This window comes from Chromobacterium haemolyticum, assembly GCF_002081825.1.
GTDB lineage: Bacteria > Pseudomonadota > Gammaproteobacteria > Burkholderiales > Chromobacteriaceae > Chromobacterium > Chromobacterium fluminis.
On sequence record NZ_MUKU01000034.1, the window covers coordinates 14,704 to 28,034 of the forward strand.

15 protein-coding genes are annotated in these 13,331 nt (G+C 64.6%); 4 read left to right on the forward strand and 11 right to left on the reverse strand.

Annotated features, from left to right (window positions below):
• Positions 1–39 precede the first annotated feature (39 nt).
• The 5 genes from alc to B0T39_RS19600 are packed head-to-tail and all read right to left on the reverse strand — an operon-like array spanning position 40 to position 3,983.
• A complete protein-coding gene (gene alc, locus B0T39_RS19580; RefSeq protein ID WP_081549580.1) occupies positions 40–1,080 on the reverse strand; it encodes an allantoicase in 1,041 nt (346 codons plus the stop codon).
• A gap of 58 nt (positions 1,081–1,138) precedes the next feature.
• Positions 1,139–1,756, reverse strand: a complete 618-nt coding sequence (locus B0T39_RS19585; protein WP_081549582.1) for a LysE family translocator — start codon at positions 1,754–1,756, stop codon at positions 1,139–1,141.
• 24 nt (positions 1,757–1,780) lie between these two features.
• Positions 1,781–2,293: a 2-oxo-4-hydroxy-4-carboxy-5-ureidoimidazoline decarboxylase gene (gene uraD / locus B0T39_RS19590; protein WP_081549584.1), complete on the reverse strand. Its 513-nt coding sequence runs from the start codon at positions 2,291–2,293 to the stop codon at positions 1,781–1,783.
• Positions 2,284–3,222, reverse strand: coding sequence for an allantoinase PuuE (gene puuE / locus B0T39_RS19595; protein WP_254894606.1), 939 nt, complete (start codon positions 3,220–3,222; stop codon positions 2,284–2,286). Before puuE ends, uraD begins: the two co-directional genes overlap by 10 nt.
• A gap of 17 nt (positions 3,223–3,239) precedes the next feature.
• Positions 3,240–3,983, reverse strand: coding sequence for a GntR family transcriptional regulator (locus B0T39_RS19600; RefSeq protein WP_081549588.1), 744 nt, complete (start codon positions 3,981–3,983; stop codon positions 3,240–3,242).
• 177 nt (positions 3,984–4,160) lie between these two features.
• Between B0T39_RS19600 and uraH the strand changes: the two genes are divergently transcribed.
• The 3 genes from uraH to B0T39_RS19620 all read left to right on the forward strand — a co-directional run bounded on the left by uraH (position 4,161) and on the right by B0T39_RS19620 (position 7,163).
• Positions 4,161–4,514: a hydroxyisourate hydrolase gene (gene uraH, locus B0T39_RS19605; RefSeq protein ID WP_081549590.1), complete on the forward strand. Its 354-nt coding sequence runs from the start codon at positions 4,161–4,163 to the stop codon at positions 4,512–4,514.
• A gap of 33 nt (positions 4,515–4,547) precedes the next feature.
• On the forward strand, positions 4,548–5,798 hold the full coding sequence (locus B0T39_RS19610; RefSeq protein WP_081549592.1) for a urate hydroxylase PuuD: 1,251 nt from the start codon (positions 4,548–4,550) through the stop codon (positions 5,796–5,798).
• A gap of 915 nt (positions 5,799–6,713) precedes the next feature.
• Positions 6,714–7,163, forward strand: a complete 450-nt coding sequence (locus B0T39_RS19620) for a hypothetical protein (RefSeq protein WP_081549596.1) — start codon at positions 6,714–6,716, stop codon at positions 7,161–7,163.
• A gap of 151 nt (positions 7,164–7,314) precedes the next feature.
• Here the strand turns inward: B0T39_RS19620 and B0T39_RS19625 are convergent, their stop codons facing one another.
• The 3 genes from B0T39_RS19625 to B0T39_RS19635 form a co-directional block, all read right to left on the reverse strand.
• A complete protein-coding gene (locus B0T39_RS19625) occupies positions 7,315–7,941 on the reverse strand; it encodes a hypothetical protein (protein ID WP_081549598.1) in 627 nt (208 codons plus the stop codon).
• 185 nt (positions 7,942–8,126) lie between these two features.
• Complete coding sequence (locus tag B0T39_RS19630) at positions 8,127–8,588, reverse strand: YiiD C-terminal domain-containing protein (protein ID WP_081549600.1); 462 nt, start codon at positions 8,586–8,588, stop codon at positions 8,127–8,129.
• A complete protein-coding gene (locus B0T39_RS19635; RefSeq protein ID WP_217806294.1) occupies positions 8,569–10,542 on the reverse strand; it encodes a S9 family peptidase in 1,974 nt (657 codons plus the stop codon). Before B0T39_RS19635 ends, B0T39_RS19630 begins: the two co-directional genes overlap by 20 nt.
• A 237-nt stretch (positions 10,543–10,779) precedes the next feature.
• Here B0T39_RS19635 and B0T39_RS19640 point away from each other — a divergent pair, with 237 nt between their 5' ends.
• Positions 10,780–11,295 carry a YcnI family copper-binding membrane protein gene (locus tag B0T39_RS19640; RefSeq protein ID WP_081549602.1) on the forward strand — a complete coding sequence of 172 codons (516 nt, stop codon included), beginning with the start codon at positions 10,780–10,782 and terminating at the stop codon, positions 11,293–11,295.
• A 217-nt stretch (positions 11,296–11,512) separates the two neighbouring features.
• Here the strand turns inward: B0T39_RS19640 and B0T39_RS19645 are convergent, their stop codons facing one another.
• Genes B0T39_RS19645 through B0T39_RS19655 form a run of 3 tightly spaced genes read right to left on the reverse strand, consistent with a single transcriptional unit; the run spans position 11,513 to position 13,330 of the window.
• Complete coding sequence (locus B0T39_RS19645; protein WP_254894607.1) at positions 11,513–12,016, reverse strand: YidB family protein; 504 nt, start codon at positions 12,014–12,016, stop codon at positions 11,513–11,515.
• Positions 11,926–12,930 (reverse strand): DNA polymerase III subunit delta, encoded by a 1,005-nt coding sequence (gene holA / locus B0T39_RS19650; protein WP_081549606.1) that lies wholly within the window; start codon positions 12,928–12,930, stop codon positions 11,926–11,928. Before holA ends, B0T39_RS19645 begins: the two co-directional genes overlap by 91 nt.
• Positions 12,911–13,330, reverse strand: coding sequence for an LPS-assembly lipoprotein LptE (locus B0T39_RS19655; protein ID WP_439896897.1), 420 nt, complete (start codon positions 13,328–13,330; stop codon positions 12,911–12,913). The genes holA and B0T39_RS19655 overlap by 20 nt, the downstream gene beginning before the upstream one ends.
• Position 13,331: the final 1 nt, after the last annotated feature.

Sequence of the window (13,331 nt, forward strand, 5' to 3'; positions counted from 1 at the left end):
TCGCTCCTCAACAGAACACCATTGGCAAGGGCGAGCGGCTCAATCCGCCAGCCGTCCCCAAATCCGCAGCCGGCTGACCCCGCCGTCCGGGAAGATGTTCAGCCGCACATGGGTGACCGCGCCCAGATCGCGCAGCATGGTCTTGTCGTAAAAATGCTGCCGGTCCATCTCGGTTTTCTGCTCCGGCAGCAGAGCGTCCCAAAACATGGCCTGGGTCACGATGGACTGATCGGTGCCATGGCGGACATAGGCGGCCTGTACCGAAATCCGGTCCGGGTAATTGCCCTTGAAGTGGGCGGTGTCCACTTCGATGCTGTCCACCCACGCCGCATGCCCCAGCTCGACGATGCACCAATCGTTGCCCGGCTCCCGCCGACGGCGGGTTTCCCAGCCGTCGCCCATATTGACGCCGCGCCCCGGCATGATCAGCCGGAAGGGCACGCCGAAATGGGCGTCGTTATAAGCGACGATGCGGCCGCCCTTCGTCAGCGCCGACACCTCATGCAGCGCGGCCGGGTCCTGCCGCGCCCAGTCGCAAACCGGCTGGCCGTAGACCCGAAAGCGCGCCACGCCGCCATCCGGATAGATATTCAGGCGCAGATGAGTCCAGCAGCTCGCATCGTCGATGGCGATGAAATGATGGCCGCTGGGGCCCAAGGACGCGGCCGGCAGGATCTCCACCCACTCGGTCCGCTCGTCCGGATCTCCGGCCGAGCGGCAAGCCTCCACCGAGGCCGCCGGCGGATAGTTGCCGCTAAAGTGGCTGGTATCGATGTCCAGCCCTTTGATCACGCCGGGCAGGCCCAGCTTGATCACCGCGTGGTCGTAGCCTCCGTTGCGGCGACGGCGGGTTTCCCAGCCATCCATCCATTTGCCGTGATCGTCGAACTCGCCGACGATGAACACCGGCTCGGACGCTTGCAGCATCCGCTCCGCCGCGGCGAACCACTGATCGGAACAGGCCAGAACTCTGGCGCCGAAATCGGCGGCGGCCAGGTTGGCGTAACGCCGGGCGAACTCCGGCACCTCGACCGCCGGAGCGTGCAGCACCGTTCCCGCCGGGTGATTGACAAGCGCCATCAGACTTTCTCCTTATCAATGACGTCGGCGCGCGCCATCTGGCCGCGCCGTCCGCCGTTCACGCCGTCAGCCGGCCCCAGATCAGCGCCAGCCCCAAGGCGAGGAAAAACAAGGCCGAAGCCTTGAGAAACACGATGCGCAACACCGCCAGACGCAGGAAGAACAACTGCGCCAGCAAGCCGTAAGCGGTCTTGCACGATAAATCGATTACCGCCCAGCCGGCCGCCATCCAGCCCAATTGCAGCGCCAGCGGCGCATGGGCGTCGATGAACTGCGGCAATAGCGCCACGAAAAAGGCGATGCCCTTGGGGTTGCTGATGCCCAGCAGAAAGGCATGGGAAAACCATTGCGTCGGAGCGCCGCCCCGGCCGTCCTGCGCGCCCGCGGCCCGGCCGGCGCCGCGCCAGGTCTTGAAACCCAGCCACAGCAGATAGCCTGCCCCCAGCGTCTGCAGGATGGAGAACAGACCGGGAGAGGCCAGGATCAGCGCGCCCACGCCCAAGGCGGACAAAAGCAGCAGCGACAAAGACGCCAGCACGCCGCCGGCAAACGCCGGCCAGGCGCGCAACAGGCCATGCTCGGCGCTGGTGGTCACCATGAACAGCGACAGGGGGCCGGGCACGGCGATCACCACCAGGATGGAAAACAAGTACATGACGAGAATCTGGCTGGACATGGCGGCTCCGGTCTAGTCGCGGGATCAGGAAGAAATCAGTTCGGCCAAGCGCAGGCCGGCGATCCGATAGATTTGCTGCAAACAGGCCAGCCGTTCCGCCTCCGGCTCGGCGGCCAGCCGCCGTTGAAATTCGGCGATGATGTCGGCGCGCTGATAACCCCGCACCGCCAGGATGAAGGGGAAACCGAAGCACGCCCGGTAGTCCGCGTTCAAGCGCCGCAACAGTTCCAGCTCCTGCGGCGAGCACTGGTCCAAACCGGCGCCGCCTTGCTCGGCGGCGGATTCGGTGGTCAAGTCCCCGCGCAGCGCCGCCTTCCCGGCCAACTCCGGGTGGGCGCGGATCAAGCGCAATTGCGCCTCCGCGCCCGCCTCCTCCACCTGTCGCCGCATGCAGTCGTGTAAGTCAGCCATGCTGGCGAATGGCCGCTGATCGGCTGCCTGCGCCGCCACCCAGGGCGAATGCTCGAAAATGCCGCCCAGCGCGACGACGAACTGCTCCGTCGACAAGGCGTTCAACTGCGCCAGCGTCAAGGACATGATCCGTCTCCGCTGAAAGGATGCGTCTCCCGCCAATGCCGGGCGATGTCCACCCGCCGGCACACCCACACTCGCGGATGCCGCTCCAGATAATCGAGAAAGCGGCACAGGCCGGCAAAGCGGCCGGGCCGGCCGATGAGACGGCAATGCAGCCCCACCGACAGCATGCGCGGTTTGTCGGCGCCCTCGGCGTAGAGCACATCGAAAGCGTCTTTCAGATAGCTGAAAAAATGCTCGCCGGTATTGAAGCCCTGCGCGGTGGCGAAGCGCATATCGTTGGTGTCCAGCGCGTAAGGCACGATCAGATGCGGCTGCTCGCCCCCGTCGCTGCGCCGCACCAGGGTCCAGAACGGCAGATCATCGCCGTAGTAGTCGGAGTCATAGAGAAAGCCGCCGTCGTCCGCCACCAGCCGGCGCGTATTGGGGCTGTCGCGGCCGGTGTACCAGCCGGACGGACGTTGGCCGGTCAGGCGGCGGATCGCCTCCACGCAACGCCGCATATGCTCGCGTTCCACCGCTTCGTCCACCTGCTGATAATGAATCCAGCGATAACCGTGGCCGGCCACCTCATGGCCCAACTCCGCCAGCGCGCTGGCCAGCTCCGGATGCCGCTCCAAAGCCATGCCGACGCCGAACACCGTCAGTGGCAGGCCGCGCCGCTCAAACTCGCGCAGAATGCGCCACACCCCGGCGCGCGAGCCGTACTCGTAAATCGACTCCATCGACAGATGCCGCGCTGGGTAGGCCTCCGCGCCGATGATTTCCGACAAGAACTGCTCGGAGCCGGCATCGCCGTGCAACACGCAACTCTCGCCGCCTTCCTCGTAATTGAGCACGAACTGCACGGCGATGCGCGCCGCCCCCGGCCAATTGGCCTCGGGCAGCTCGCGGCCGTAGCCGATCAAATCGCGTGGATAATCCGCCTGCATGGCCATCCTTCCCGCTGTCAGCGCTTAAGGTTGAATACCGTCCACGGGTCCAGACGGCTGGGAGCTTCCACCTTCATCCGCCGCTCGCAGTCCTCCAGATGATGGTGCATCGCCGCCGCTGCGCCGGCGCGATCTCCGGCTTCCAGCCGCGCCAGGATCGCCTCATGCTCGTCGAAGGAGCAGGCGCTGCGGCCCGGCACATCGTATAAGGCGATGATCAGCGAAGTGCGCGAACACAGGCCGTGCATCAATTCGGTCAACACCTCGTTGTCGGCCAGGCGCGCCAACTGCACATGAAAGGCGTTGGACAGACGGATCCAGCTGACCCGGTCGCCGCGTTCGAAAGCCGCGCGCTCGTCAGCCACCATGCGCCGCATCGGCGGCAAACGCTCGGCCAGATCGGGCAAGGCCAGCAGCTTGTCCAGAATCGCCGCCTCAACCATGCGCCGCGCCTCGAACACATCGCGGGTTTCCTTCTCGTCCGGCTTGGCGACGAAGGCCCCGCGGTTAGGCTGGATGTCCACAATCTTGTCATGCGCCAACTGGGCCAGCGCGCTGCGGGCGCTGCTGCGCGAACACTGGAAGGCGTCGCACAACACCGCCTCAGTCAGCTTGACCCCCGGCAATAGCCGCTGGTCTATCACCGCGTCGAAGATTTCCCAGTACAAGCGGTCGGCGTCATTGCTCGGCGCGCCGTCGCCCGCCAGGGTGGACGCCCTGGGCGCGGCGGCGGCCTGGGTTCCGTTAGCGGAATGCAACATGTCTCCTCCCGGTATTTCCATATCCCGCTCTATGCTTTCAGAATTTTGTTGACAATTATTGTCGTGAGCAAACACTATCGTCAACACAAATTGTCGACAATTTTAAATCACCATCGCGAACAACAAGATCGACAACAGGTCCGCCAGATCGGGCCGCACAACAAAGGAGAAACAACCGTGGGCAAATTGACCACCCATGTGCTGGACACCATGCACGGCAAGCCGGCGGCGGGCGTGCGCTGCCAGTTATACCGGCTGGACGGAGAACAACGTCTGTTGCTGGCCGAGGCAGCGACCAACCGCGACGGCCGATGCGAACGCCCGCTGCTGGAAGGCGAGCAGCTACGCGCAGGCGTGTACGAACTGCTGTTCCATGCCGGCGACTACTTCGCCGCCCAAGGCGTGAAGCTGCCGGAACCGCGCTTCCTCGACCACGTCGCATTGCGCTTCGGCGTCGCCAAGGCGGACGAAAACTACCATGTGCCGCTGGTCCTCACGCCTTGGAGCTACTCCACCTACCGCGGCAGTTGACGCTGTTCCCGTCCCCCACCCGGAAACCTCGCCATGGAAAACTACCTGCTGGAGCTGGGCAACCTGCTGCTGCGCTGGTTGCACGTGATCGCCGCCATCGCCTGGATAGGCGAATCGATTTACTTCGTCATGCTGGACAACAGCCTGTCGCCGCCCTCCGCCGCCGATACCCGGCGCGGCCTGCACGGAGAGATGTTCGCCGTGCACGGCGGCGGCTTTTACCACAACCATAAATACCTGGGCCAGCCGCCCTTCCCGCTGGACGACAAGCTGCACTGGTCGTTCTGGAAATCCTACACCACCTGGCTGTCCGGCTTCGGCCTGTTCTCCTTGCTCTACCTGTTCAACGCCTCCTTCTACCTGGTCAACTCCGGCAGCCCCTGGGCCTGGGCGGCGGCCTTGTCCGGCGGCCAGGCCGCGGTGATCGCCACCGCCTTCCTGCTGGGCGGCTGGCTGGCCTACGACCAACTCTGCCGCCGCATCAGCCCGGACATGAACCACGACGGCGCGCTCAGCCTGGCCGTGGCGCTGCTGATGGCGCTGGTGGCCTACGTCAGCAGCCAAATCTTCCAGGGCCGCGCCGCCTTCCTGATCACCGGCGCGGTGATGGCCACCTGCATGTCGGCCAATGTGCTGTTCTGGATCATCCCCGGCCAGCGCCGCATGGTGCGCGCCATCCGGGCCGGCGACAAACCCAACCCGCTGGACGGCCTGCGCGGCAAGCAACGCTCGGTGCACAACACCTATTTCACGCTGCCGGTGGTGTTCCTGATGATCAGCAACCACTACTCCTTCACCTATGGCAACCGCCACGCCTGGCTGATCATGGTGCTGTTCATCCTGTCCGGCGCGCTGATCCGTCAATACTTCGTGCTACGTCACTCCGGCCGCAAGCGGCCGCTGCTGCCGGCGTTGGGCGGCCTGTTGCTGGCCGGCGTGGGCTTATTGGCCGCGCCGCCGCCTACCATCACGCCAACCGCACCGCAAGCCGCGGCGGATTCGCTGGCGGCGTCGACGGCGCAAAAAACAGCCGACAGCCTGCGTCAGATTCACGCCATCATTCAAAACCGCTGTCTGTCCTGTCACTCGGCCACGCCCAGCCAGGCCGGCTTCGTGGCGCCGCCGGCCGGTTTGAAGTTTGACGATGCGCAGGAAATCCTCATCAACGCCCACAGAATCAAGCAGGCGGTAGCGTCCAAATACATGCCGCTGGCCAATTTGACTCAGATGACTCAAGAGGAGCGAGAGATTCTGGCGAAATGGGGGCCGACGTCCAGCCGCTAGCGCAAGCAGCACTATTGCCAGTGCATCAGCTTGTATCCGCTGCGCGGATGATGATTTTCATTGCCGGGGCTGCCCGGCGGGCAGGAAGGGGAATTTGCTCGGCCAAATTCCCCTTCACCCCAAAGGCCGCCCTGCAAGCCTGGCCTGCGGCTTCCCGCCGGGGCCCGTCAGGCCCGAGGCGCGGCTGAACTCGCACCGCGCTAACGTCGCGGTGCTCGAACAGGCAGCCGCTTAAGACCTCGGGCCTGCCACCCGACGGCAGGCTTGAAGGGACCCAGGGGCGCGTCGAATACATGGTTTCCTTTAGGGAACAAGACTTACCCACAGACAAGGGTAGTGAAGCAAAGTTACCCACAAAGCGGCCTAGGCAGCGAATCAACCATCCCCTATCTAGAAAATTGACCACCTCGTGTAGTGACCATGTGTCCCCTCGGGGCGCGCTCCGGGTTTCGCGTCCTGGGGGACGAGGGGGATGGAAGGGGACGGCGGCCCGCCCCCTCCCCGTCTTATTTCCTCGCGACGCTGCGCTTGCCTCGCTCGGTCAGCGCGGAAAGCGGCACCTAAATTAATATCCGCATAGCGGATTCAAAACCAGAGCACCGAATCAATAAACGACACTCAAGCAAACCAACCACCCAACCTTGACCCAAGGCCCACCCTCGGCAACAATCCCCACGTTGCCGCTAAAACAAGCGGCACACGGGATTGGCGTCCCGTAATCACTGTTAACTTGCTTGCGCAGAATTCTGCGCAAGCGGCTTTTCCATGGTCGTGCCATTCGGCAGGTGCATGGTGGGAGAGTGCTATGCACTCACCGGGTTAACAGTGTCCGGTACGCCAATCCTGCCACGCGCCTGCCTCACCTCAGCTTCTCTCGGCAGGTGGTTTATCTTGTGTCACAGCAGGAGAAACACCATGCAACAGCCTCACAACTTCCCCCGTCGTCGTCGCTACAAACTGCACTCGCTGGAGCAGCAGGAAGCCTTGCTCCCCTTTGTTCGTTTCTGCCCCGGCCGCACCTATCGGCATTACTGGCAAATGCCCACGCCCCGTAAGGATTACCCCGCCGACAGCGCCTACGGCCGCGAATGCGCAGCCCACCTGTTGCAATGGATGAAGGACAACCGCGAATACGTCGGCAAAGGCCTGCTCAGCCGCGTGGCGCGCGACATCGATTTTGACGACCGCGACGGACGCGGCCAGTGGATGGGTTTCTTCAACTATCTGGAAATCATGATGCTGTTGGGCGCTGATCGGGTACGCGTCTATCGCCATGTGGACAGCCAACACCAGCTCTACCTGGCGCTGGGGCAGCGGCTCAGCCTGGAAGCGCGTTTCCGCCGAATCCGCCTGAGCAATCGCTGACCTCAGCGGGTGGGTGGAGCCGACAGGCGATACCCACCAAGCCCCGCCGGGGATTAGCCTCGCCGCCTTGCCTTGCGCGTCACGGTTAAGGATTTTGTGGATCGACGGCTACCGCAATCAAGAGCCGGAATGAAAACGCGCGTCCTGTCTTTCAGGACGCGCTACCCTGCCAACAGACGCCGCCGAGCAGCGGTTCCGCCCAGAAAGACGGCCGGGTTCCCTCATCCGAGACTTTGGCCATTTCCACCCAGGCCTCCTGTTTGCTCCACTCATACAAGACGCCGGGCTGGATCAGATGCAGGTAGACGCGCTCGAATGCCGACGACTCTAGCAAATCATGGGTGGCGGCGGTCAGCGCCGCTTCCTGGATAAAGGCGGGAAACAGGGTGGTGGCGGCCACGCCGCCGAACTGCGGGATATTGGCCGCCAGCAGCAGGCTCAATTCATAGCCCGGCTTGGCCGCGTAACGCTTCACGCATTTGGCTTGAATCCGGTATTTGATCGCGGCGATGGGGGCGTTGGGCACGCTGATCGGCACATCCTCGCCCTGCTGCGCCTGACGCACTTCGAGCGCGCGCAGACAGCCTTTGCCGCCGCCGAAAAGATGCTCGTCCGCATGAACTTCCGTCACTTCAAAAGCGATCCGCCGACCGTCGCTGAGGGTGGCGCCGACATCCGGCAGCGGCGGCGGCCAGGACTGCCGGTCCACCGCGTGCAAACCCTTGCGCTGCAATAGACGCAGCACCAGTTCCAGCTCCTTCTGCGCTTTTAACGCCATTGGCCTCCCCCAGCGCACGCCCGCCGGCGTTGCGGCGCGGCTGTGGCCGGAACGCCGAGACGCGGTTATTTTGGCTATCGCTCAACCCAACCCGGCACAAGATATTTCTTTTTAGCACAAAAAATGAGCTATTCAGATTGGATTTAAAGTTTGATAAGCGATGCTGCACCACCGCGGGGCCTGCTTCAGAGTGGGGAATCACCTTCGCCGGGCAGCACCACGAACTCGCCGTCCAGGCCGCCCACCGCTTCGCCGTCGCATTCCAGCGTCACCGCCAGCCGCAGCCGTCCCATGCGTCCGCGCCGCAAGGCGCGCTCCAGTTTGTCCCAGGCGGCCGGCTCCGGCGCGGTCGCTCGTGCCAGAAAGCTGGCGGCGATGGGCTTGTCGTAACGCATGCTGTTGCCGTGGATGATGACGCGGCCAGGCAAGCCGCGCTCGCGCAGGCGCATGAACACCAGGCTCCAGGCGGCGAGGATGGCCACCGCCGAGGCGCTGCCGCCAAACACGGTGGCGCGGTGATTGATATTGGGCGCCAACGGCGCGTTCAGGATCACGCGCTCGCCGCTGGCCTCGTCCACGCTGACCGCCATCGCGGCGGACAGCGGGATGTGTTGGTGGAGGTAGTCTTCAAGCGCCTTTGGACTCATGTTTTTCTCCCGGTTCGGCGCGGCCGGCTTCGGCGGCGCCGCCTCCATTCTGCCCCAAGAGGTGGCGCTGGAAAAACCACAGGCTATGACCCAGTTGCAGCACCTGGTTTTCGCGCTTGGCCGCGCCGTGGCCTTCGTCCGGGAACAGGATCAGGCCGCCGTCCACGCCCTCGCCGGCCATGGCGCGATACATTTGCAGCGCTTCGCCCACCGGCACCCGCGGGTCGCTGACGCCCTGGATGATCAGCAGCGGATCGCGCAGCTTGTCGATGTGATTGATGGGCGACAGTTGCTCCAGCGCGGCGCGGTCGCGTTCCAGATCGCCGTATTCGGCGGCGCGCAGCGCTCGGCGGTAGGGCGCGGTGTTTTGCAGGAAGCTGACCAGATTGGCGATGCCGACATTGGACACGCCGGCGTCATAGGCTCCGGCGAAGATGGTCATCGCCGCCAGCGTGGAATAGCCCCCGTAGCTGCCGCCCATTACGCCGATCTTGGGCGCCGCGCCGTTCGCGCCCCACTGGCTGCGGATGTAACGCGCGGCGTCTTCAATATCAGACAGCACTTGCAGCCGGCGCGGGCCGTTGTCGCTGTCCAGCCAGCTCTTACCGTAGCCGACGGAGCCGCGCACATTGGGCTGCACATAGATGAAGCCGGCGTCGACGAATAACTGGGCCTGCGGCGAGAAGCCGGCGCGGCTCTGCCCTTCCGGGCCGCCATGGAAGTTGACCACCACCGGGCAGGGCGTGGCCGCGCAGCGGGTCGGCCGGCGCACGAACATCGGAATCGGCGTGCCGTCGCGCGCGGGATAGCTTTCCAGGCTGGCCTTGGCGAAACCGCGGGTGTCCAGTTCCGGCGCGGACGGCAACAGCCATTGACCGAGCTTGCCGCGCTTGCTGTCCCAAACGTGGCTGCTGGCCGGCGCGGTGTCGGTTTCCACGCTGAAATTGACGTAGCGGCCGTCGCGGCTGAGATTCACCACATTAACTTGGGCCGCGCCGGGGAAGGCCGGCAGCTTCAGCGCACGATAGCCGCGGCGGCCGTCCAAGGCCAGCGCCTTGCTGTAGCCGTCCTGGCTCAGCGTGTAGTAAACGCGGCCTTGCTTGCGGTCGATGGTGAGGTTTTCCACATCGCCGCGCGCCTCCGGCGTCAATGGCTTGAATACGCCGGCGCGCCACAGATAGAGACGGTGGTATTCGCCGAACTTATTGCTGCGCACCAGGTATTCGCCGTCGCGCAGGCCGAAGTCCATCCGGTAGTCGACGGTCTCGCCCTTACCCAGCAGCGGCTGCAAGGGTTTGCCGTCCGGCGTCCACAGATAGAATTCCGCGCTGGCGTTGCTCAGCGTCTTTTGCAGCAGCAGACGGCCGTCGTCGCGATGGCCGGCGATACTCCAGGCGCCGCGCTCGCCGAACAAGCGCTCGCGGCGGCCATCAGCCAGCCGGTAGCGGTATAGGGTATAGCTGTCGGCCCGCTCGTCGTTGCTGCGGTAGTACAGCCATTGGCCGTCCTTGCTGAGAAACTGGAACTGGGTTTGCACGCCGGGCTTGTGCTGTACTTCCCGCAGCGCGCCGCCGCTGGCGGCTTGCAGATAGAGGCCGGGGTTTTCCTCGCCCTTGCGGTCGCGGCTGAGTACCAGCCAGTGCCCATCCGGGCTGACGTCCTGAATCAGGGTGGCGTCTTCGCCGCCGGTCAGTTGCACCGGGAAGCGCTGCGGACCATCCAGCTTCCAGACCTGCGGCACGCCGGTGACGCGCCAGCTGAAATACAAGGCCTTGCCGTCCGGAGCCAGCACGCCGGCGCCGGGCGCGCGCAGGTCCAGCATATTCTGCACTTTGCGGCTCAGTTCCGCCGGCAGCGGCGCGGCGCGGTAGCGCGCCACGTCCTCCGCGCTGACGCTGGCGGCGCCGAGGCCGCTGTAGCCGCCGGCGGCCCAGCCATGAGTGGAAAGCATCATTAGCGTTGCCGTGGATAAAGCACGAACCATCATGACTGCTCCTGAGCGATTGGGCGGGCCGACCAGTATAGCGGCCATGACAATGACGTTACAAATGCATTGTTCTCATACGAACTATGCGACACTTTGTCGCATGCGGAAGGAATGAGCAGGCGCTAAACTGATGCGGTCAATCCTCATTCGCATTTGCCGCCCCTGGCCGGCAACGGTGCTAACCTTGATCCGCAAATAGCTTCCATGAAAAAACTCGCCCTGCTGGCCTTGCTGGCCACCTCCGGTTCCGCCCTCGCCCACGTCACCCTGGAAACCCCCACCGCCGCCAGCGGCGGTTATTACAAGGGCGTGCTGAAAATCGGCCATGGCTGCAATGGCAGCCCCACCACCGCCATCAGCGTGGAAATGCCGGAAGGCGTGCGCCTGGCGCAGCCGATGCCGAAAGCCGGCTGGGAGGTGGAGGTGAGCAAGAGCGCGGTCAAGCCTTTCGACAACTACGGCCGCAAGGTAAGCGAGGATGTGAGCCGCATTACCTGGAAGGGCGGCAAGCTGCCGTCCAATTTCTACGATGAGTTCGTGTTCCAGGCCAAGATCGCCACCCAGCCGGGCAAGCTCTACTTCAAGGTAAAGCAGCAATGCGAGCAGGGCGAAACCAACTGGGCGGAGATTCCGGCCGCCGGCCAGGACGCGCATGAGCTGAAGAGCCCGGCGGCGGAGTTGACGGTGACGGCGGCAGGCGCGGCCGGCCATCATCATTAAGCCTTCTCCCTAGCTCCCATGAAAAACGCCGACGGCGAGTCTCTCGCGGCCGGCGTTGTTGCATGGATGGGTGGGGCCAGAGCCTATTTACGATCTTGCGAGCTAGAGCGAGACAAGGCGAAAACCGCTGAGAAAGCGGAATGTACATACGGTACATGAGCATTTCGAAGGGGTTTTCAACGCCGTATCGCCGACGCGCAGCAGATCGTAAACAGGGTCAGCTGCGGAACAAGCCCTTGAGCAGGTCCGTCCCCTGGGACAACAGATCCTCTCCCTGCGGCAACTGGCCGTTGGGGGTCAGCTTGTCCACCAGACCGGGCAAGTGCTCAGCCACCAGCTGCGACAGCTGGCCCTGCTCCAGGCCAAACTTCTCGGCCAGGCCGGACAACTGCTCCGAGCCCAGCACTTGCTGAATCTGCTCGGCGGACACCGGCAAATTGCCGCCCTGTCCTACCCAGGACGACACCAGCTCGCCCAAACCGCCTTGCTGTTGCAGCAGGGCCTGCAAGGCTCCGCCGGCGCCGCCTTCCGCGCCGCCGGACAGCAAACCGCTCAAGGAATCGAATATAGCCATGGTGCTCTCCTGTTTGCCGCGCACGGGGCGCGAATCTTGGTGAATGTCCCGCCGGCTCAAGCGGCCAGCAAGCCCGCCAGCCCGCGCATGGTCTGCCAGGGATCGCCGGTTTCCACGCCTTTGATCTGACGGTCTATGCGCGCGCATTCGTCCAGCGCGGTCATCAGCTTGCGCGGGCCGATGCGGCGCAAGGCCGGTTCGGCCAGACGCTGCTTGTCGCCCCACAAACGCAGTTCGCGCGCCATGTCGCGCGCGTTGCGTCCGTCCTTCAGGCCCTGGCGCAGGCGCAGCAACATGCGCACGTCTTCGGTCAGCGACCACAACACCAGCACCGGCGCCTCGCCTTCGGCCATCAGGCCGTCCAGCATGCGCAGCACCCGCGGCACATCGCCGGCCAGCCAGGATTCGGACAAACGGAACACGTCGAAGCGGGCCACATTAGCCACCGCGGCGCGCAGTTGCTCCAGCGTCAATTCTCCGGCCGGGTACAGCAGGGCCAGCTTGTCCACTTCCTGGCGCGCGGCTAGCAAATTGCCTTCGACGCGATCAACAAAGAAAGCCAGCGCCTCGCCGCCCAGCACTTGGCCTTGAGCCTTGAGGCGGCGCGTGATCCAGCTTGGCAGCTCGGCGCGCCCCACCAATCGGGCCTCCACCGTCACCGCCAGCTTTTCCAGCGCCTGGAACCACTTGGACTGCTGCTGCGCGCGCTCCAGCTTGGGCAGGGTGATCAGGGTCACCGTGTCCTGCGGCGGCTGAGCCGCCAGCTGTTGCAGCGCCTCGGCGCCTTCGGTACCGGGCTTGCCGTTGGGAATGCGGATTTCCAGCAGCTTTTGCTCGGCGAACAGCGAAACGCTGCTCATCGCGTCGCGCAGCTGCGACCAGTCGAACCCCGCCTCCACTGTCAACACTTCGCGCTCCTGATAGCCTTGATCGCGCGCCGCTTGGCGCAGCGCGTCGGCGGCCTCCAAGGCCAGCAGCGCTTCCTCGCCATGGATCAGGTACAGCGGCGCCAGACCCTTGCCCAGCGCCGCGATCAGCGCGTCAGGGCTTAGGCTGGGCATCGGCGGGCTTCAGGCTTTGCGGGCCGGTCAGCGGCGCGGCGGCCGGCTTTTTCAGGTAAGCCAGCCGGCGCACGATCTGCTCGGCCGCGTCGCGGCGGGCGTCGGCCCAGATCAGGGCTTCTTCCTGCTCCTTGCCGAGGATGGCGCTATCCGAGTAGTTCATGCTGCGGCGCACGACCACGGTCATGTCCGGTTCCACCTGCACGCCGAACAGCACGGTGCGCACCACGGCGGTATAGGTCAGCTGGTACTCGTTGATCTTGCCGCCCACGTTCAGGGTCAGGATGTCCTTGGACTGGTTTTCGCTGAGGATGGTCACCACCGCCTCGGCCTGCTTGGGATTGTCCAGCACTTGCAGGCGCGGGTCGCGCGCCAGCACGGTGCGCACATCGCCGGCCACC